At 70.8% G+C, this 19,825-nt stretch carries 18 protein-coding genes and 1 riboswitch; of the genes, 12 read left to right on the plus strand and 6 right to left on the minus strand.

The genetic code is table 11. The features are described 5' to 3' along the window. Nucleotides 1-407: 407 nt before the first annotated feature. Nucleotides 408-1,016: a GNAT family N-acetyltransferase gene (locus ABD259_RS04335; RefSeq protein WP_344104440.1), complete on the plus strand. Its 609-nt coding sequence runs from the start codon at nucleotides 408-410 to the stop codon at nucleotides 1,014-1,016. Here the strand turns inward: ABD259_RS04335 and metF are convergent. Next, a complete protein-coding gene (gene metF, locus ABD259_RS04340; protein ID WP_344104442.1) occupies nucleotides 934-1,887 on the minus strand; it encodes a methylenetetrahydrofolate reductase [NAD(P)H] in 954 nt (317 codons plus the stop codon). The genes ABD259_RS04335 and metF overlap by 83 nt on opposite strands. 95 nt (nucleotides 1,888-1,982) lie before the next feature. Here metF and ABD259_RS04345 point away from each other — a divergent pair, with 95 nt between their 5' ends. Beyond that, nucleotides 1,983-3,053 carry a polyprenyl synthetase family protein gene (locus ABD259_RS04345; protein WP_344104444.1) on the plus strand — a complete coding sequence of 357 codons (1,071 nt, stop codon included), beginning with the start codon at nucleotides 1,983-1,985 and terminating at the stop codon, nucleotides 3,051-3,053. Nucleotides 3,054-3,407: 354 nt separating this feature from the next. Continuing rightward, complete coding sequence (locus tag ABD259_RS04350; protein ID WP_344104446.1) at nucleotides 3,408-4,292, plus strand: SDR family oxidoreductase; 885 nt, start codon at nucleotides 3,408-3,410, stop codon at nucleotides 4,290-4,292. Nucleotides 4,293-4,381: 89 nt separating this feature from the next. On the opposite strand, the gene thiE is transcribed toward ABD259_RS04350, so the two are convergent. Next, nucleotides 4,382-5,032, minus strand: coding sequence for a thiamine phosphate synthase (gene thiE / locus ABD259_RS04355; RefSeq protein ID WP_344104448.1), 651 nt, complete (start codon nucleotides 5,030-5,032; stop codon nucleotides 4,382-4,384). 207 nt (nucleotides 5,033-5,239) lie between these two features. Beyond that, nucleotides 5,240-5,599, minus strand: a complete 360-nt coding sequence (locus tag ABD259_RS04360; RefSeq protein WP_344104450.1) for an Rv2175c family DNA-binding protein — start codon at nucleotides 5,597-5,599, stop codon at nucleotides 5,240-5,242. Between the two features lie 121 nt (nucleotides 5,600-5,720). Then, nucleotides 5,721-5,832, plus strand: a riboswitch (TPP riboswitch). Here ABD259_RS04360 and thiO point away from each other — a divergent pair. The 5 genes from thiO to ABD259_RS04385 all read left to right on the plus strand — a co-directional run bounded on the left by thiO (nucleotide 5,824) and on the right by ABD259_RS04385 (nucleotide 11,010). Then, nucleotides 5,824-6,975: a glycine oxidase ThiO gene (gene thiO / locus ABD259_RS04365; protein ID WP_344104454.1), complete on the plus strand. Its 1,152-nt coding sequence runs from the start codon at nucleotides 5,824-5,826 to the stop codon at nucleotides 6,973-6,975. (Overlaps the previous riboswitch by 9 nt.) Nucleotides 6,976-7,092: 117 nt before the next feature. Beyond that, the gene (thiS, locus tag ABD259_RS04370) at nucleotides 7,093-7,293 is read left to right on the plus strand and encodes a sulfur carrier protein ThiS (protein WP_344104457.1); all 201 of its coding nucleotides are present in this window, start codon (nucleotides 7,093-7,095) and stop codon (nucleotides 7,291-7,293) included. Between the two features lie 3 nt (nucleotides 7,294-7,296). Beyond that, nucleotides 7,297-8,175: a thiazole synthase gene (locus ABD259_RS04375; protein WP_344104459.1), complete on the plus strand. Its 879-nt coding sequence runs from the start codon at nucleotides 7,297-7,299 to the stop codon at nucleotides 8,173-8,175. Nucleotides 8,176-8,335: 160 nt separating this feature from the next. Continuing rightward, nucleotides 8,336-10,267, plus strand: a complete 1,932-nt coding sequence (gene pknB, locus ABD259_RS04380; protein WP_344160318.1) for a Stk1 family PASTA domain-containing Ser/Thr kinase — start codon at nucleotides 8,336-8,338, stop codon at nucleotides 10,265-10,267. A 77-nt stretch (nucleotides 10,268-10,344) separates the two neighbouring features. Then, on the plus strand, nucleotides 10,345-11,010 hold the full coding sequence (locus tag ABD259_RS04385; RefSeq protein WP_344160321.1) for a response regulator: 666 nt from the start codon (nucleotides 10,345-10,347) through the stop codon (nucleotides 11,008-11,010). A 48-nt stretch (nucleotides 11,011-11,058) separates the two neighbouring features. Here the strand turns inward: ABD259_RS04385 and glpK are convergent, their stop codons facing one another. Continuing rightward, nucleotides 11,059-12,537: a glycerol kinase GlpK gene (gene glpK / locus ABD259_RS04390; protein ID WP_344104466.1), complete on the minus strand. Its 1,479-nt coding sequence runs from the start codon at nucleotides 12,535-12,537 to the stop codon at nucleotides 11,059-11,061. 274 nt (nucleotides 12,538-12,811) lie between these two features. Between glpK and ABD259_RS04395 the strand changes: the two genes are divergently transcribed. Together ABD259_RS04395 and thiI are read left to right on the plus strand one after the other, a co-directional pair. Continuing rightward, nucleotides 12,812-13,837: a 6-phosphofructokinase gene (locus tag ABD259_RS04395; RefSeq protein ID WP_344160324.1), complete on the plus strand. Its 1,026-nt coding sequence runs from the start codon at nucleotides 12,812-12,814 to the stop codon at nucleotides 13,835-13,837. A gap of 181 nt (nucleotides 13,838-14,018) precedes the next feature. Further along, complete coding sequence (thiI, locus tag ABD259_RS04400; protein ID WP_344160328.1) at nucleotides 14,019-15,293, plus strand: tRNA uracil 4-sulfurtransferase ThiI; 1,275 nt, start codon at nucleotides 14,019-14,021, stop codon at nucleotides 15,291-15,293. An 82-nt stretch (nucleotides 15,294-15,375) separates the two neighbouring features. Here the strand turns inward: thiI and aroF are convergent, their stop codons facing one another. Beyond that, nucleotides 15,376-16,434: a 3-deoxy-7-phosphoheptulonate synthase gene (gene aroF / locus ABD259_RS04405; RefSeq protein ID WP_344160331.1), complete on the minus strand. Its 1,059-nt coding sequence runs from the start codon at nucleotides 16,432-16,434 to the stop codon at nucleotides 15,376-15,378. Between the two features lie 307 nt (nucleotides 16,435-16,741). Here aroF and ABD259_RS04410 point away from each other — a divergent pair, with 307 nt between their 5' ends. Continuing rightward, nucleotides 16,742-17,344, plus strand: a complete 603-nt coding sequence (locus ABD259_RS04410; protein ID WP_344104476.1) for a molybdopterin-dependent oxidoreductase — start codon at nucleotides 16,742-16,744, stop codon at nucleotides 17,342-17,344. A gap of 610 nt (nucleotides 17,345-17,954) precedes the next feature. Continuing rightward, nucleotides 17,955-18,494 (plus strand): hypothetical protein, encoded by a 540-nt coding sequence (locus ABD259_RS04415; RefSeq protein ID WP_344104478.1) that lies wholly within the window; start codon nucleotides 17,955-17,957, stop codon nucleotides 18,492-18,494. Nucleotides 18,495-18,656: 162 nt separating this feature from the next. Here ABD259_RS04415 and ABD259_RS04420 read toward each other — a convergent pair whose 3' ends face one another. Further along, nucleotides 18,657-19,697 carry a helix-turn-helix domain-containing protein gene (locus ABD259_RS04420; protein ID WP_344160333.1) on the minus strand — a complete coding sequence of 347 codons (1,041 nt, stop codon included), beginning with the start codon at nucleotides 19,695-19,697 and terminating at the stop codon, nucleotides 18,657-18,659. Nucleotides 19,698-19,825 lie beyond the last annotated feature (128 nt).

Genomic DNA, 19,825 nt, shown 5'->3' on the forward strand with positions numbered 1-19,825 from the left:
GAATCCGGGGCCGATGGCGCTGGTAGCCATCAGGAACATCGCGCCGAGGAGGGTGCCGCGCGCGGCCGCGGCGCAGAGGTGCGGGGGAGCGAGGGGAAACACGGGCACACGAACACAAGAAGAGCGGCCGGGCACAGGGGCTTCCCCTCCCCCGCCCGGCCGCTCTCCCCGTGCCCGAACACCAAGGGGGGACGGCGGTCGGGCACGAGTCCGAGGAAGACTCGGAGCCCGCGCGTTTCGAACAGAAGTTCGAACGAGCTCCAGTTAACCGCACCCGGCCCCCTCAGTCAAGAAGCGGCAGGTCCCGGGGGACGTGTCGCCGCGGACGCACGCCCGCCGCCCCGCGTCGTCGACCGTGGGGATATCGCCGCCGCGACCGCAATTTGGGCAGGGCGTAGGGTGGCGCTGTGCAGACCGACACCGAGCTGTGGGACCTGGCCGCTCCCGCCTTCGTCCACGCGCTGCCCGCGCTGATGGAGATCTACGCGGCCGCCATGGACCCGCCGCAGGACCAGCTCGCCGGGCGCAGGGTCATCATGGAGCAGCACTCCCGCAACCCCGGCTTCCAGTCGGTCGCCGCCGTCGACGCCGCGGGCAACGCCGTCGGCTTCGCCTACGGGTTCCACGGCCAGCGGGGCCAGTGGTGGCACGATGTCGTCACCCAGGCGCTGCGTGCCCGCGACGCCTCCGCTGAGCGGCGCTGGTTCCGCGACTCCTTCGAGATCGCCGAGGTCCACGTGCGCCCCGAGCACCAGGGGCAGGGCATCGGGCGACGGCTCCTGAGCCGACTGACGGCGGCGCGCACCGAGCGCACCGCCGTCCTGTCGACCCACAGCGGCCCCACGGTCGCCCGGGGCCTCTACACGTCCTGCGGCTTTGTCGATGTGCTGGCGGACTTCCGGTTCCCCGGCAGCCCGCAGCAGCCCTTCACGATCATGGCCGCGCGTCTCCCCCTGCGGGAACGCGGTGCGGCGCGATCTCGCGGTAGATCTCGCGTGTGGCGGTGGACTGGTTGAAGGTGATGAAGTGGATGCCCGGGGCGCCCTCGTTCAGCAGCCGCTCGCACAGCCGCTGCGCCTGCTCGATCCCGAGGCGGCGCACGGCGTCCTTGTCGTCGCCCACCTTCTCGAACTCCGCGGCCAGGTGACGCGGGAACGGCGCGCCCGACAGCTGCTCGGAGCGCTCGATCGTGGAGAGCTTCACCACCGGCATGATCTCGGGGATGATCGGCACGTCACAGCCCTTGGCCGCCACCCGGTCACGCAACCGCAGGTAGTCGTCGGCCTCGAAGAACATCTGGGTGATCGCGTAGTCGGCCCCCGCCTGGCACTTGCGGACGAAGTACTTCACGTCGGACTCGATGTCGGGCGAGCGCGGGTGCTTGTAGGGGAAGGCGGCGACCCCCACGCTGAAGTCGCCGGTTTCCTTGAGGAGCCGCACCAGTTCGTCGGCGTACATCAGGCCCTCGGGGTGCTTGACCCACTCCCCCAGCGGATCGCCGGGCGGGTCCCCGCGCAGAGCCAGCATGTTCCTCACGCCGACGTCGGCGAAGCGGCCGATGAGGTGACGAAGCTCGCGCACCGAGTGGTTCACGGCGGTCATGTGCGCGACCGGGAGCAGCGTGGTGTCGGTCGCCACGCGCTCGGTGATCTCGACCGTACGGTCGCGGGTGCCGCCGCCCGCGCCGTAGGTCACGGATATGAAAGAGGGGGCCAAGGCCTCGATCTCGCGAATGACCCGCCAGAGTTTGCGCTGGCCCTCGGGGGTTTTCGGGGGGAAGAACTCGAACGAGAAGGTCGGTTCGCCGGCGTTGAGCAGGTCGCGGATGTCGCGCGGGCGCGGAGCAGGGCGCGGCGCTGTACCGGAGCGTGTCACTGTGCCAAGCATGTGATCCACCTTAGGCCACACTCCCGGTGGGGTGAGGGGGCAGGCCGTGCCCATGCGGTGCGGGAGCCGGCGTGGACAGCGGATAACCTGCCCTCATGACCTCCACTTCCTCATCCCCCATCTCTTGCGTGCGCGCGGCCGTGGACGCCGAGATCGCGGCCTTCACCGGGCGCCGCCGCGCCCAGCTGCTGGAGATCGGCACAGAGCTGGCGCCGGTGATGGAGGCGCTGGAGGCCATGCTGGCGGGCGGCAAGCGGCTGCGCCCGGCCTTCTGCTACTGGGGCTGGCGCGGCGCCGGCGGCACCGAGGTCCCGGGGATCTACACGGCCGCGGCGTCGCTGGAGTTCCTCCAGGCGTGCGCCCTGATCCACGACGACGTCATCGACAACAGCGACACCCGCCGAGGTCTGCCGGCCACGCACAAACGCCTGGAGGCGCTGCACCGGGGCTCCGGCTGGAGCGGCACCGCCACGGGGTTCGGCCAGGGCGCCGCGATCCTGATCGGCGACCTGTGCCTGGCGTGGAGCGATGAGATGTTCCAGGGCAGCGCGCTGCCGCTGGAGGCGCTGCGGGCGGGGCGCCGGCCGTTCGACGAGATGCGCACCGAGGTGATGGCCGGGCAGTACCTCGACATGCTGGAGCAGGTGCGCGGGTCGGAAAGCGTCGAGGCATCGCTGCGCGTCATGCGCTACAAGGCCGCCAAGTACACGATCGAACGCCCGCTGCACATGGGCGCCGCACTGGCCGGACGTTCCGCGGAGCTCGCCGGGGTCTACAGCGCCTACGGGATCGCGCTGGGCGTCGCCTTCCAGCTGCGCGACGACCTGCTGGGCGTGTTCGGCGACCCGGAGGAGACCGGCAAGCCCGCGGGCGACGACCTCCGCGAGGGCAAGCGCACCCTGCTGGTCGCCGAGACCCTTGAGCGCGCCGCCCCGGCCGACGCCGCCGAGTTCCGCCGCCACGTGGGCGACCCGCACCTGACCCCGGAGACGGTCGAGTGGATGCGCGCCCTCGCCACGGAGTGCGGCGCGTTGGAGGCCTGCGAGCGCCGCATCGACGGCTACGTGGCGCAGGCGACAGAGGCCGTGGAGAGCCCCGAGATCGCCGAAGAGGCCCGCGCTGCGCTGGCCGACCTGATCGTCGCCGCCACGGCCCGCAAACACTGACACCGGCACCCGCCGGACCGCCACCGCGACACCGTTGGGCCCTCGCTCGCCCCGCGGCGCACATGACCCCTCCCCACCTGAGGGATGAGGCCGAATCCTCCCCATGACGGATCGACGGGGGAGGAAAAGCCTGTTTGAGTCGGATCCGAGCCCAATCACGGCAGGGCACCGGCGGCCACATCACCGATCGTCCGGGCACACCACACGTGGACGAAAAACGATCGCGGCGATGGGCGGTGCCCGCGGGTGAGGTGAGGACGGCACCTCATCCGCGGACACCGCCCTTCGCGCGTGATGTTCTGATCGGCGCGCCGCGGGTGCGCCGGAACGGGCATCAGGTGAGAATAGGGAGCCATGGGTGACGATCAGGCAATAACGCACACCATCGGCATCACCGGCGCCACCGGAGGACTGGGCGGCCGCGTGGCCGCACGCCTGGCCCGGCGGGGGATTCCCCAGCGACTCATCGTCCGCGACCTCAACCGCGCACCGGAGCTGCCCGGCGCCAGCGCGGCGATGGCACCCTACGAGGACATGCCCGCCTTCGAGCGCGCGGCCAAAGGGGCCGACACCCTGTTCCTGGTCTCGGCGACCGAGTCCGCCGACCGCGTGGACCAGCACATCAGCGCGGTCGACGCCGCCGTCGCCGCGGGTGTGACCAGGATCGTCTACCTGTCCTTCCTGTCCGCGGCCCCGGCGGCGACCTTCACGTTCGCCCGGGACCACTTCTACACCGAGGCCCACATCCGCTCCACCGGCGTCGCGCACACCTTCCTGCGGCCCAGCTTCTACCTGGATGTGCTCCCGTACTGGGCGGACGACTCGGGCGTCGTCCGCGGCCCCGCCGGACAGGGACGCGTCGCCTGGGTCTCCCGGGACGACATCGCCGACGTCGCCGTCGCCGTCCTCACCGAGGGGTCCGCCCACGACGGCGCGACCTACGACGTCACCGGCCCCGAGGCGGTCACCCTGGGCGAGACCGCGGCGCGCCTGACGGCGCTGACGGGCAAGACCGTGCGCTACGTCCCCGAGACCTGGGAGGAAGCCCTGGCCTCGCGCCGCCCCACGGGCGCCGCCGAGTGGGAGATCGAGGGGTGGGCCAGCTCCTACGCCGCGATCGCCAGCGGGGAGATGGATGTCGTCTCCGCGACCGTCCCCCGGCTGGCCGGTCACCCCGCCCAGTCCATCGAAGGCTTTCTGCGCACCCACCCCAGCGCCCTGAACCACGTCTACGCCTAAGGTGGGCCGGACGGGCGACTGAAGAGGCCGGCCACCCGGCGCGCGTCGGGCGGAGGGGGAAGGGCGGCCGCGTGCGCACGGCCCATGGCTCAGTCGGCCGCGGACAGCCGTCGCTTGAATTCGACAGCGGCGGCGTGCGGGTCGTCGGCCTGGGTGATGGCGCGGACGACGACCACGCGGGTCGCGCCCGCTTCCAGGACCTCATCGAGGTTGGCCAGGTCGATGCCGCCGATGGCGAACCAGGGACGCTGGGACCGCAGGGCGGCGATCTCGTGGACGAGCGACAGGCCCGCAGCGGGGCGGCCGGGTTTGGTGGGCGTGGGCCAGGTCGGGCCGACACAGAAGTAGTCGACGCCCTCTTCGGTGGCCGACGCGGTGGCCATCCGCAGGTTGTTGTTGGAGCGGCCGATCAGCGGGCCGTCTCCGATAATGTCGCGCGCGTAGGGCACCGGGAGGTCGTTCTGGCCGAGGTGGAGGACATCGGCGCGGGCGGCGTGGGCGATGTCGGCGCGGTCGTTGACGGCGAGCAGCGCGCCGTGGCGCTCGCAGGCCTCGCGCATGACCTCCAGCGCGGCCAGCTCGTCGCGGGCTTCCAGGGTCTTGTCGCGCAGCTGGACGATGTCGACGCCGCCGGACAGCGCCGCGTCGAGGAAGGCGGCGAGGTCGCCCTGCTCGGTGCGGGCGTCGGTGCACAGGTAGAGGCGGGCCGTTGACAGGCGTTCGCGCGGGCTCTCAGTCACCCGGCCAGGGTAATGCGCCCCCTGCCGGCGCCGGTCCGGGGGGCGCGCACGCCGCACACCCCGCTCCTTTTCCGCAGCGCGACCGCGACCGGCGCGGCCGGGGTGTCCGGGCGCGCCGGTCAGCGGCTTCGATCGCGTCGGGTGCCGCGTCGGGGCCGGTCCCGGGCCGGCGGCCCGGGGACCCGTCCGGCTACGTCGTTACAGGCCCTAGAACGCCATGGCCTGGGCGCGGCGGCGCACCTCGGTGCCGCGGTTAGCGGCCAGCGCCTCGATGGGTGCCCCGGGAAGCGTGTCGTCCGGGGTGAACATCCAGTTCAGCGCTTCGGTGTCGGTGAAGCCGGCGTCAGCGAGCAGGGTGAGCGTGCCCGGCAGGCCCTTGACGATGTCGCCGCCCGCGATGAAGGCGGCGGGAATCGCGACCTCACCGCCCCTCCGGATCCCGAGGAGCTTGTGGTCGCCGATGAACTGCTTGACGCGGTTCGGGCTGACGTTCAGCGCCTGAGCGGCTTCCTTCAGGGTCATCCATTCGCCGACGAGGGCTTCGATGTCGTGGTCGTTCTGTGTCACGCAGCCAATCTCCCACAGTTTCGCCGGGCGCAAACCAGCTCTCGGCCCGTATCGCTCAAGGCGTAGTCGCCGCCGTCGGCCGCACCGGAGGAAAACGCCCTAAGATGGGCGGTGAAGACGCGAGATACCCCGCGGGAGCCGGGTGGGACCCGGCTGAGAGGGAGGCTGTGAGCCTCCGACCGCATGAACCTGATCCGGGTCATACCGGCGAAGGGAGTGGAGGCATGGCTGTGCGCAGTCACCCCGAATCCGCCTCTGATGTCATCGTCGTGGGTGACGGCCTGATCGGCCTGGTCACCGCGTGGCGTGCCGCCCAGCGCGGTCTGCGGACGACCATCGTGGGGCGTTCTCGCCCCGTTCCCGCCTCGGCCGTCGCGGCGGGCATGCTCACCCCGGCCACCGAGGCCATGTTCGGCGAGGAGCCGCTGATGCGGTTCGGCGCCCTGTCCCGCGACCGCTATCCCGCCTTCGTCGCCGAACTGGAGGACGAGAGCGGGCAGCCCACGGCGTACCGGGCGTCGGGCACCCTGCAGATCGCGTTCGACACCGACGACCTCGCCAAACTGACCGAGCTCGGCGAACTGCAGACCCGTCTCGGGCTGAAGTCCGAGCGGCTCACCGGACGCGAGTGCCGCCGCCTGGAGCCGATGCTCGCCCCGGCGGTACGCGGCGGCGTCCACGTCGCCGACGACCACTCCGTGGACCCGCGCGCTCTGATGGCGGCCCTGCGCGCCGCCGCGGAGGGCCGCGGCGCGCGCGTCGTGGACGGCCGGGTCAGCTCGGTACTGGTGTCCGCCGATCGCGCCCGCGGCGTCGTGCTGGAGACCGGGGAAGAGCTGGGCGCCGACCAGGTCGTGCTGGCCGCCGGTGTGCGGACGGCCGACATCGGCGGGCTTCCGGAGGGCGTGGTCCCCGCCCTGCGTCCGGTCAAGGGCCAGCTGCTGCGGCTGCGGATGCCACCCGGCGAGCCGCCCATCGTCTCCCGCACCGTACGCGGCCTGGTCAAGGGTTCCCCCGTCTACCTCGTGCCGCGCGCTAACGGGGAGATCGTCCTGGGTGCGACGCAGGAGGAGATGGGCGACGACACCCGGCTCACCGCCGGCGGCGTGTGGGAGCTGCTGCGCGACGGCCACGAGCTGGTGCCGGGCATCAGCGAGCTGGAGATCGCCGAGACCTGCGTGGGGCTGCGCCCGGCCGCCCCCGACAACGAACCCCTGCTCGGCCCGACCCGCCTGCCCGGACTGCACCTGGCCGCCGGGCACTTCCGCCACGGCGTCCTGTTCACCCCCGCCACCGGCGACGTCATGGCCGAGGCGCTGACCACCGGAGAGCTGCCGGACTACGCGCGCCGCTTCGCCGCGACGCGCCGGCCCTGAAACGCGCTCCTGACCCTCGCCCGCGAGGCGCCGACCGCGCGGGCCCGCGGGCACTCCGGAGTAGAAGATTCCGCTGGAGACGTCGAACGGCGTCGTACATCACGAGGGAGATCACCCGTGAACGTGATCATCAATGGCGAACCCCGCGATCTGGCCCCACGCAGTACGGTGGCCGACGTCGTGCGCTCCCTGACCGCGGCGCACGATGGAATCGCCGTGGCGGTCAATGACGAGGTCGTACCGAAGGCCACCTGGTCGGCGACGTTCGTCGCCGAGAACGACCGCGTGGACGTGCTCACCGCTGTGCAGGGAGGCTGACCGATGACGTCCGGACACCCGATGGCCCCGGGTACCTCCACCCCGACCGCGAAGGACGACCGTGGTCCCACTGGCACCACCGGAACCGCGTGTCCCAGACGCCCCGGTGACCTCCCCGCCCCGGCCGACGACCCCTTGGTCATCGCCGGGGAGACGTTCGGTTCCCGCCTCATCGCCGGAACCGGCGGCGCGCCGTCGCTGAAGGTTCTCCAGGAGGCGCTGATCGCCTCGGGAACCGAGCTGACGACCGTCGCGATGCGCAAGGTCGCCGCCGGAGCCGAGGGGTCGGTGTGGGACGTGCTGCGCCGCAACGGCATCCGTCCGCTGCCCAACACCGCTGGCTGCTACACCGCGATGGACGCGCTGCGCACCGCCCGTATGGCCCGCGAGGCACTGGGGACGAACTGGATCAAGCTGGAGGTCGTGGCCGACGAGCGCACCCTGCTGCCCGACCCGGTCGAGCTGCTGGACGCGGCGGAGCGACTGGTCGACGACGGGTTCGTGGTGCTGCCCTACACCAACGACGATCCGGTGCTCGCGCGGCGGCTGGAGGGGTTAGGCTGCGCCGCCGTAATGCCGCTGGGTGCGCCGATCGGCTCGGGCCTGGGCATCCGCAACCCGCACAACATCGAGCTCATCGTGGAGCAGGCGGGGGTGCCGGTGGTAATCGACGCCGGTATCGGTACCGCCAGTGAGGCGGCGCTCGCCATGGAGCTGGGGTGTGACGCCGTCATGCTCGCGACGGCCGTCACCCGCGCCCAGGACCCGGTGCGTATGGCCGCGGCGATGCGCGACGCCATCGCGGCCGGACGCGGCGCCCGACTGGCCGGTCGGATCCCGGTGCGCCGCTACGCCCAGGCTTCCTCTCCTGCCGTAGACTGACGCGTCGCGTCGCCTCCCCCTGCCCGCCTGGTTCACACCGGGCGGGCCGTGGTGAATCCCACCCTCGCGCCCGTTTCCACCCTCGTTGGGCTATTACGATGTCACGACGCTCTACGCAAGCTTCGCCTGCCCCGCCCGGATCACCCGTAAACTCACCTTCGTGGACATGACGACTGCGGACCCGCTTGTAGGCGCGACACTCGACCGTCGCTACTTCGTCGAGTCGCGTATCGCGGGCGGTGGCATGGCCACCGTCTACATCGCACATGACCAGCGCCTCGACCGGCGCGTGGCCCTCAAGGTCATGCACCCCTCCCTCGCCCAGGACCCCCAGTTCGTGCGCCGGTTCATCAACGAGGCGCACTCTGTGGCGAAGCTCTCCCACCCCAACGTGGTGCAGGTGTTCGACCAGGGCACCGACCAGGGCCATGTGTTCTTGGCCATGGAGTACGTGCCCGGCCGCACGCTGCGCGACCTCCTGGAGGAGCGCGGCCGGCTCGCCCCCGACGAGGCGCTGCAGGTGATGTCCCAGGTGCTGGGCGCTCTCGGAGCCGCGCACCGGGCCGGGCTGGTCCACCGCGACATCAAGCCGGAGAACGTCCTGCTGACCGCCGACGGCCGCGCCAAGGTCGCCGACTTCGGACTGGCACGCGCCGTGGAATCCGCCCACCAGGGCATGACGAAGACCGGCACGCTCATGGGCACCGCCGCCTACATCGCCCCAGAGCAGATCGAGCGCGGGAGCTCCGACACCCGCACCGACGTCTACGCCGCCGGGATCATGCTCTACGAGCTGCTCACCGGCGCCCAGCCGCACACCGGCGAGACCCCCATCGCCGTCGCCTACCAGCACGTCAACCAGGACGTGCCGCGCCCCTCAGCCGCGATCCCGGGTATCCCGCCGGAGATCGACGCCCTGGTCACCAAGGCCACCGAGCGCGATCCGCGCTACCGTCCGGGCGACGCGGGCCAGTTCCTCTCCGCTGTGCTGCGGGTGCACAACGGCGGCGCGCCCGCGTTCGCCGAGACCGCGGTGATCGACACCGGGCAGCCGTCCGCCGGTGGACCTGCGCGGCGAAACGGCACCGCCCCGGTGCCCGGCGGCAACGACACGGTCCGGGTCGAGCTCGGTTCGGGTGGCTACGGCGGCTATGGCGACGACGATGACGACGGCCGCCGCGGGCCCGGCAAGAAGAAGTACCTCCTGGTCGCCACCGCGGCTGTGCTCGCGTTGGTACTGCTCGGCGCCGGGTGGTGGGTGCTGGACGGACGCTATGAGACCGTCCCGAACATCATCGGCAAGGACCAGAACGCGGCCACGGACGACCTGCGCGCTCTCGGCCTGCAGATCGAGGTCTCCGACGACCCCGTGTACAGCACCAAGGCCGACGAGGGCAAGATCGCCGAAACCTCCCCCGAGGTGGGGAGCAACATCCTGCGCGAAGGAACCGTCACGGTGTCCCTTTCCAAGGGGCCGCAGACCGTCGAGATGCCCTCGGTCGTCGGCGACACCGAGGCGAACGCGAAGAAGGCGCTGGAGGACGCCGGGTTCGGCGACGTCGATGTGGAGCAGAAGGACTCCTACGACCAGCCTCCGGGCACCGTGCTGGCCGTCGACCCGGAGGAGGGGGCGGACGCCGACCGTGAGGAGACCGTCACGCTCACGGTCAGCAAGGGATTCGACGTCCCCAAGGTGGTGGGCTTGGTCGAGGACGCCGCCCGCGCCGAACTCGACGACAAGGGCCTTGAGGTGAAGGTCGAGACCCAGCCCAGCGACGACATCCCCAAGGGTGAGGTCATCAAGCAGTCGCCGGATGCGGGGACGATCGCCGGGGCGGGCGACACCGTCACCATCACCGTCTCCTCCGGCAAGGAGCAGATCGAGATCCCCGACGTCCGCGGGATGAAGGTGAAGCAGGCCAAGAAGAAGCTGGAAAAACTCGGCTTCAAGGTGGAGGTGACCCGCATCCTGGGGGCCAACCGCGTCGACTCCTACACGCCCACCGGAACGGCGGAGAAGGGCACCGAGATCGAGCTGATCACGAGCCCCTTCGCCCCCAGGGAGCCGCGAGGCGACCGCGATGACGACTGAGGCGCGATCCGCCACCCGCCCGGTGTGCACGTTGCCGTCGTCGGGGGCCGTGCGGGGGTTTTGGCGGAAGTCGCCGTATGTCCGGTGACCCGATCCGGGTGATGGTCGTCGACGACCATCCGATGTGGCGCGACGCGGTCGCCCGCGACCTCTCCGAGGCGGGACTGGAGGTCGTGGCCACCGCGGGCGACGGCGCCACGGCCGTGCGGTTGGTTCCGGCCACCCGGCCCACCGTGGCCGTGGTCGACCTGCAGCTCCCCGACATGTCGGGCGTCGAGGTCACCCGGCAGCTGCTGGACTCCGGCGAGCCGCCCCGCGTCCTGATCCTGTCGGCCAGCGGCGAGCACGCCGACGTCCTGGAGGCGGTGAAGGCCGGGGCCACCGGCTACCTGGTGAAGTCGGCGCGCCGGGAGGAGCTCATCGCCGCGGTGCGCCGCGTCCACGCGGGCGAGGCGGTGTTCACACCCGGACTGGCCGGGCTGGTCCTCGGCGAGTACCGGAGGCTGGCCGCGGCGCCGCGGCCGGCGGCCGACTCCGAAGCGCCCCGGCTGACGCCCCGCGAGACCGAGGTGCTGCGCCTCGTCGCCAAGGGTCTCGGCTACAAGCAGATCGCGGCCCGGCTATCCGTGTCCCACCGCACCGTGCAGAACCACGTGCAGAACACCCTCAACAAGTTGCAGCTGCACAACCGCGTCGAGCTGGTCCGCTACGCCATCGACCAGGGGCTGGACGACGACACGTAGCGCCATCGCCGGGCCGTACCGCGTTCGGGCCGACCCGGCGGCACCGCCCTAGGCGAGGTCGGCCCAGCCCTTAGAGCGCTCCACGGCGACGCGCCAGCGGCGGTAGCCCGCCTCGTCGGACGTCCCCGGGTCGAACCTGCGGTCGAGCTTCCATGTGTCTTTGAGCTCATCGGTGGACTTCCACACACCGGTCCCCAGCCCGGCCAGGAAGGCGGCGCCCAGGGCCGTGGTCTCCTGCACCTGCGGCCGGGCCACGGGCGCGCCGAGCTGGTCCGCCTGGATCTGGCAGAGGAGGTTGTTGTCCGAGGCACCGCCGTCCACGCGCAGTTCGGGCAACTGGGTGCCGGAGGCGCGGGCCATGGCCTCCACGACGTCGCGGACCTCGAAGGCGATGGCGTCCAGGGTTGCCCGCGCGATGTGCGCGCGGCCGGTGCCGCGGGTGATGCCGAAGATCGAACCGCGCGCGTGGGGGTCCCAGTCCGGCGCACCCAGGCCGGTCAGCGCCGGGACGAACACCACCCCGCCCGAGTCGCTGACGGTGCGCGCCAGGGCCTCGGTCTGCCGGGCGGTGTCGATCATCCCCAGGCCGTCGCGCAGCCACTGCACGGCCGCACCGGTCACGAAGATCGACCCCTCCAGCGCGTAGTCGAGCTTCCCGTCGGGGTGCTGCCACAGCACCGTGCTGAGCAGGCCGTGCCGCGGGGCGATCGCCTCCTGGCCGGTGTTGACGAGGATGAACGACCCGGTGCCGTAGGTGCACTTGGAGTGGCCGGGGTCATAGCAGTTCTGCCCGAACATCGCGGCCTGCTGGTCACCGGCGATACCGGCGATGGGCAGCCGCAGGCCCAGGAAGTCGTCGGGCACCGACTCACCCACGACGCCGTAGGAGGGCACCACCTCGGGCAGGGCCGACATCGGGACGCCGAACAGGTCGCACATCTCCTCCGACCAGCGGCCGGCCCGGATGTCGTAAAGGAGCGTGCGGGAGGCGTTGGAGGCGTCCGTGCAGTGCCGCGCCCCGCCGGTCAGCCGCGCGATGATGTAGGAGTCGACGGTGCCGATGACGGTCTCACCGGACTCCACCCCGCTCCAGCCGCGCGGATCGTTGCGCTTGATCCAGGTCAGCTTGGTGCCGGTGAAGTAAGGGTCCAGCCGCAGCCCGGTGATCTCGGTTACGCGGTCCTCGTGCCCGGCGTCGCGCAGCTCGGTGCAGATCCCGGCGGTGCGGCGGTCCTGCCACACGATCGCCCGCCGCGGGGAGCTGCCCCGCTTGCGGTGCCACAGGACGGCGGTCTCCCGCTGGTTGGTGATGCCGATGCAGGTCGGCGCCTCCGAGGTGGCGTCGAGCGCGCTCTGACAGGCCGCGAGGGTCGCCTGCCAGATCTCCTCGGGTACGTGCTCGACCCAGCCCGTGTGCGGGAAATGCTGGGCGAACTCCTGGTATCCGCGGGCCAGGACGGTGCCGTCTACACCGACCACGAGGGCGGTGACGCCGGTCGTCCCGGCGTCGATGGTGAGCACGGACATTGGGGTGGCCTCCATCGGTTCTGGCAACTATGGTCTAGACCATATGAATTATGCGGACCGACCTTACCGTCCCCGCCTCGTCATCACTCGTGGGACTTACCCATGGGTGACAGTTTTCCAACCCCCAGTCGACCGCCGCCCGTGACATCGGTCACACCCAGCGCATCAAGCTGACGGGGGTGGCCCCCACGGTCAAGAGTCCAATGGAGAACCGGAGACGCCGGTCTTTATCGTTCGTAACCTACAACCGAATCCGAGAGCGAGGAGTACACCCATGCGAGTCGGGGTTCTGACCGGCGGTGGCGACTGCCCGGGACTGAACGCGGTGATCCGGGCGGTGGTACGCAAGGGCATCAAGCACTACGGATACGAGTTCGTGGGCTTCCGCGACGGCTGGCGCGGGCCCCTCGAAGGCGATGTCATGACGCTGGACCGGGCGGCCGTGCGGGGCATCCTGCCGCGCGGCGGAACGATCCTGGGATCCTCGCGCACCAACCTGATGAAGGTCGAGAACGGCGTGGAGCGGGTCAAGGACAACCTCGCCGGGCTCGGAGTCGACGCGCTGATCGCGATCGGCGGCGAGGACACCCTCGGCGTGGCGCGCCAGCTGCACGACCACGACGTCAACGTCGTCGGTGTGCCCAAGACGATCGACAACGACCTCAACGCCACCGACTACACGTTCGGCTTCGACACCGCTGTGAATATCGCCATGGAGGCGATCGACCGGCTGCACACCACCGCCGAGTCCCACCACCGCGCGCTGGTCGTGGAGGTCATGGGCCGCCACGCCGGGTGGATCGCGCTGCACTCGGGCATGGCCGCCGGGGCCAACGTGATCCTGATCCCCGAGCGCCCCTTCGCCATCGACGACGTCATCGCCTACGTGGAGAGCCGGTTCAAGACCGACTACGCGCCGATCGTCGTCGTCGCCGAGGGCGCCCACCCCCAGGATGGTGACATGGAACTCAGCGCCGGGGAGCTCGACGCCTTCGGCCACGTCCGCCTGGGCGGCATCGGTCAGCGCCTCGCCGCCGAGATCGAGAAGCGCACCGGCAAGGAGTCCCGCTCGGTCGTCCTGGGCCACGTGCAGCGCGGTGGCACGCCCTCCGCTTTCGACCGCGTGCTCGCCACCCGCCTCGGTGTCCACGCGATCGACGCCGTCCACGACAAGGACTACGGAAAGATGGTCGCCCTGCAGGGAACCGACATCGTGCGCGTGGGTCTGGCCGCGGCCACCGAGGAGCTCAAGACCGTGCCCGTGGAGCGATACATGGAGGCCGAGGTCTTCTTCGGCTAGGCCATGCGGACGGCCCCGCCCTGCACCGGGAGGCGGGGCCGTCCGGTGTGCGGAACCGGCCTACCGCGCCGTACCGACCGGTCGCCGGAATGTTCGATACTGGAACGGGTGCCGCCAGGCGCGGGGCCCCGGATTCCACCACTCGACCACCCGCTGTTCCACACACCTTGGAGACCACGTCATGGCCGTTACGTCCGACTCCGCCGCGATCGACGCGCGAGAAGGCGTGGACGCCACGGTCCCGACCCAGTCCGGGTCGGGAGTCGGCGAGCTGTGCGTGCTGATGAAGCTCGGCGAGATCGTGCTCAAGGGCAGCAATCGGAGGCTCTTCGAACGCCGACTGCACAACAACATCCGCTCGGCCGCGCGCGGGCTCGGCGAGCTGAAGGTGACCCAGCGGGGGGCCGGCGTCATCATCATCCGCATGCCCGGCGCCGACGACGCGCGGGTCCGCGAGCTGGCCGAGCGGATGAGCGACGTCATGGGGATCGTCTGGGTGCACCTAGTGCGCCGCGTCGCCAAAAACCTCGACACCGTGGTCGACCTCGCTGTACGCTCCATGGCCGACCGCACCGGCTCGTTCGCGGTCAAGGCGCGCCGCCGCGACAAGCGCTTCCCGATGACCTCCTCCGAGCTCGCGGGGTATCTCGGCGCCAAAATCAAGGCGGCCCACGGGCTCCCGGTCAACCTCAAGCGGCCCGACAACACCGTCCATATCGAGGTCGACCGCGACGAGGTGTTCGTCTACACCGACGGCATCCCCGGCCAGGGCGGCCTGCCGGTGGGCATGAGCGGGCGCGGACTGGTGCTGATGTCCGGGGGCATCGACTCCCCCGTCGCGGCCCACCGGATGATGCGCCGCGGCCTGAAGGTCGACTTCCTGCACTTCTCCGGCATGCCGTTCACCGGCCCGGAGTCCATCTACAAGGCCTACAGCCTGGTGCGCCAGCTCGACCGGTACCAGGTCGGGTCGCGGCTGTTCGTCGTGCCCTTCGGCAAGGCGCAGCAGCAGCTCAAGACCTCGGGCATCGAGCGGCTGCAGATCGTGGCGCAGCGTCGGCTGATGCTGAAGACGGCCGAGGCGCTCGCCGACGACCTGGGCGCCCAGGCCCTCATCACCGGCGACGCGCTCGGGCAGGTCGCCAGCCAGACGATGACTAATATCACCGCGCTCGACGACGCCGTGGACCTGCCGATCCTGCGCCCGCTGATCGGCATGGACAAGACCGAGATCATGGACCAGGCGCGCCGCATCGGCACACTGACCATTTCCGAGCTGCCGGACGAGGACTGCTGCACGCTCCTCACCCCGCGCCAGGTCGAGACCGCCGCGAAGGTCGCCGATCTGCGCCAGATCGAGAAGCGACTGGACGCCGAGGAGCTGGCCGAGCACCTGGTGACGACCGCTCAGCTGCACCGGCCGAGCTTCCTCGGCGAGGAGATGGCCCAGGTCTAGCGGCCCGCGGCCATCGGCCTTTCGCCGCTGGCCGAGGCGACGAGGACCCGCGTCTGGCCGCGGGCCCTCGCGTGCGCTCGGTTCAGACGCCGACCGCCTGTGCCTCCCGCTCCGGCTCCGGGGCGGTGGCCAGGGCGCGGCCGAGCAGCTCCGACATGCTCGACACGGCGTCGGCCAACTCGTGGATGTCGTCGCCGACCAGGGCCTGCGGGCCGTCGCACAGCGCGGTCTCCGGGGACGGGTGGACGTCGACGATGACGCCGTCGGCACCGGCCGCCATCGCCGCGCGGGACAGCGGGAGCACCAGGTCGCGCTTGCCTCCGGAGTGCGACGGGTCGACGATCACGGGCAGGTGGGAGAGGTTCTGCGCCACCGGCACGGCCGCGATGTCCAGGGTGTTGCGGGTGGCCTTCTCGAAGGTGCGGATGCCGCGCTCGCACAGCACGATGTCGAGGTTGCCGCGCTGGGCGATGTACTCGGCGGCCATCAGCCACTCCTCGATGGTCGCGCTCATTCCCCGCTTGAGCAGCACCGGCTTGCCCGCCTCACCGGCGGCCTGCAGCAGGGCGAAGTTCTGCATGTTGCGGGTGCCGATCTGCAGCATGTCGGCGTAGGAGGCCACCAGTTCCACGTCACCGGCGTCGACGACCTCGGTGACGATGGGCAGGCCGGTCTCGTCGCGCACGTCGGCGAGGATCTTCAGCCCGGCCTCGCCGAGCCCCTGGAAGGCGTAGGGGGAGGTCCGCGGCTTGTATGCGCCACCGCGCAGCAGCGCCGCACCGGCCGCCTTGGCCATGAGCGCCGCTTCCAGGGTCTGGTCGGGCGTCTCGACGGCGCACGGTCCCGCGATGAGCGTCATGTGCTCACCCCCGATCGGCACCCCCCGCACGCTCACGACCGAGCGGCTGTCGTGGTTCTCTCGGCTGACCAGCTTGTAGGGCGCGGAAATCCGCAAAACGTCGCTCACTCCCGGCATAGCGCGAAGGTCAAGGGTCTCGAACTGCTGCACGTCGCCGACCAGACCGATGATGGTGCGGCTGACACCGCGGGTCACATAGGCTTCACCGCCCGCCGCGGTGACGACGTCGACGAGGTGTTCGATATGGGCGGGTGTGGCGTCCGGAGCCATCACGATGACCATGGGCCTTTGTTCCTTTGGCGGTTCGAGGGGTCCTGCTTCGGGCGTGTTCGGCGGTACGGATGCGACGGCGGACATACAAAAAAGCCCCGGGCCGTCCGGCCCGGGGCTTTGGAAGTCGTCCGTGTTAGCGCAGCGCTAGGCGGGCGACCGTCCTACCCAAGGGCCGGTAGCCATAAAAGCGCCAAAACTTCCGCTGCATGGCAGTGACTATAGCGCACGCTCGTGACCACGGACGCCGGAGGGGTTCACTCCACGCGTGTCATCCGGGTTTGGGAGGATGGCGGAGACGGTAGGTGAAGGAGATCGATTGTCGGAGAGTCGACTGCCACCCGGCCAGTACGTGCCCGGCCCGCGCGAGGCCCTGCACTATGGCCCGGTGCCGCGCTTTCGCCCGCAGCGCTGGGATCTCCGCGTGTACGGGGCCACCGAGTCGCTGGGCGAGTACCGGTGGTCCTGGCCGGAGTTCGACGAGCTGCCCCGGGTCGACGCCGTCTCCGACTTCCACTGTGTGACCCGATTCACGATCCCCGGCGTCCACTGGCGCGGCGTCCGCGCATCGCACCTGGTCGAGCTGGCCCCGCCGCACCCGACGGTCACCCACGTGATGGTGTGGGCGGAGTACGGCTACAGCGCGAACCTGCGCATGGACGACTTCCTCGCACACGACGTGCTGCTGGCGACCCACCGCGACGGCGTCCGCCTCACCCCCGAGCACGGCTTCCCGGTACGCCTGGTGGTGCCGCACCTGTACGGGTGGAAGAGCGTGAAGTGGGTGCGCGCGATCGAGTACATGACCCGCGACCGCCGCGGCTTCTGGGAGGAGCGGGGCTACCACAACCTCGCCGATCCGTGGACCGAGCAACGCTACTCCTACCAGGAGGAGCCCGGCCAGGGGCCACCACTGCTGTGACCGGCCCCCGGCCCGCGGAGACGGCGTGAATTTTTTCGTCCGCCGCCGCTACGCACGCGGGGTGAACGGCGATCACGACCTTCTGCCCCGAATCGGGCACGGCACCGAGGGTCGGCTTCGACATGCTCGCGAGGTAGATAGAGCGCCGCAAGCCCAAGGCACAGGGCGCCGTCGTCGCTCCATGCGCGGGATCTGGTCCGAACGAACCACCCCGGTAGGCGGCGGCCAGCTGGCCCGCCGCGATATCGCGGGGCCGCGTGAACGTCTTCATCGCGGTGTCGAAGGGTCGCGGACTCGGGAGACATCGATCCCGCCGACACGACACCGCAGCCACCCCCTCGTTCTCCGGCGGCCGCCCTCCTCAGTCCGCCCCGGCCGAGCCCCGGAAGCCCGAGGGAGCAATCGGCCGCAGGCGAGGCTCACCCGGGCGGCACGGATATGTTCGTTCAGCGACCGTGTTTGCGGCGAGCTGGGTTTCCGGGAGCGCGGCTCGGAAAATCCTTCGGTCCAACTCTGCCAGAAACTGCGCAAATAGTTCCAAGAGTTTCCGCACCGTCTGCGCATAATCTGAAATTGCCCAATTTCCCGATAGCGAGAAGGGGCGACCGATATGACGACCACCCGCTCCCAGGTGGACATTCAATTCGACACCGTGCTGCAGCTCGACTACGCCAGATCCGAAGTCGGCCTGCGGCTTCCCGACGGCTCGACCGAGCGCGTCATGATGGAGACTGCCTGCCCGACCGAATTCATCATGCACGACCTGGTGGAATCCGGGGAGGGCATGCGGATGGACCTGGAGATCATCCGTTTCGAGCTGGTGGGCACCAGCAAGGAACTGTGGCCCGGCGAGCGGATCACCGTGCTGGGCGGCGCCCTGAGCGCGCCCGACGCGCGGCCCATCGTCGGCGCCGTGGACATTCCCGCGGGTCGAACGCTGGAGGAGGGGCTGCGCAGTGAGCAGGTGCTCTACCTGACCATCCAGACGCCGCTGGGCACCCTGCACAACGAGACGCCGATCCGCATGGTGGGCGACATCTACCGCGTCCCGCCGATCGGTTCCCGATTCGAGTCGCAGGGCGACGTCCCGCTGGTCGACGCCGAGGGCGTCGAGCGGCTGCAGGTCTGGGCCTGCGCCAACGAGGCCTGACGCCGCGGGCCGTGTCGACCAGGGCCGACACCAGCGCCTAGGAGACGACGCCACCAGTGGCGGAGTTGGGGCGGCGGGGAGCATTGGGGCTCCCCGCCGCCTTTTGTGGCCGTCGCCCCGCTCGACCCACGGGGGCGGGGCCGGGCCGAGCGGGGGACGGGCTCAGCGCGCCGCGATCATCTCCTGTCCCCGGTGGCGCGCGCGATACGCGGAGGGTGACACCGCGAAGCGGCGCTTGAAGGTCCGCTCGAAGTGGCTCAGATCGTTGAACCCCGACGCGTGGCACACGGCCGACACCGAATCGTTGGTCTCGGCCAGCAGCCGCCGGGCACGCGCGAGCCGCAGCCGGGTCACGAAGTCGATGTACCGGCACCCGGTCCGCGCCTTGAACGTCCGGGAGAAGTGGAAACGGCTCATGCAGGCCGCCCGCGCCGCGGCGTCGAGGGATAGTTCGGGATCGGTGAAGTTCTCCCGGATGAAGCCGATGGCCATGACGATGCCCCGGCACGACGCGTCGGCGAGCAGCGTCCCCGGGTGCCCCGGCGGCGCCCCGGCACCGTCCCCCGTCTCCGGTAGCTCGACCCGCAGGGCAGAACGGTACTCCGAAAACCGCAGCATCTCCGCCTGGTCCGGCCGACTCGGCTCCCGGCCCGCCGCAGGGGCGGACGAAGCGGACCCGGGGTGGCCCCGGCGTTCGAGGGGCCAGAGCAGCCCGTGGCAGAACTCCCGGATGTGCTCGCGCAGGCCGGGCCCGGCGACGCGGCCCATCCCGGCCCGCTCCGCGAAGTCCGCGCCGGTGGCCACCACCTGAATGGGGATCGCGCGCCCGTCCAGGGACTGCACCACGGCCTGCAGATGGTCCAGCGCGGGCATTCCCTGGTCGCCGACGGTCGTCGCCATGAGTCCGACCGGCATGCCGCCGAGCTGCCGCGGCCGCAGCATGTCCAACAGGCACTTCAGCCGACCGGAGTAGGAGTTGTGTACCAGGGGCGTCGCGAGCACCATCGCGTCCGCGCCGCTGAGCACGCGGGTCAGAACGCTGTCGGCGGTCGGATCGAATGCCGGGTCAACGGGGTGGGCTCCCTCCATGCGCAACGCGCGGGCCGTCTCCTCGACGAGGATCCGGGTATCGGGTGCATCAGGGTGGTCGCGCCCCAGGATCACAACCCGCGGGCGCCGTGGATGATCGTCGAACACGGGCACGGTGGTCTCCGCCTCCCCTGTGTGCGGGGTGAAACGTCGGATGAAGGGGTGGGCCGAATTCGCCTCCCCATTTCTGTGACGGGGAACGGCGACGCGATTTCGACACGGCGGAACGAAAGTTCTCTTCG

The sequence above is a fragment of the Nocardiopsis rhodophaea genome (assembly GCF_039530945.1).
In the GTDB taxonomy this organism is placed as follows: Bacteria; Actinomycetota; Actinomycetes; order Streptosporangiales; family Streptosporangiaceae; genus Nocardiopsis_C; species Nocardiopsis_C rhodophaea.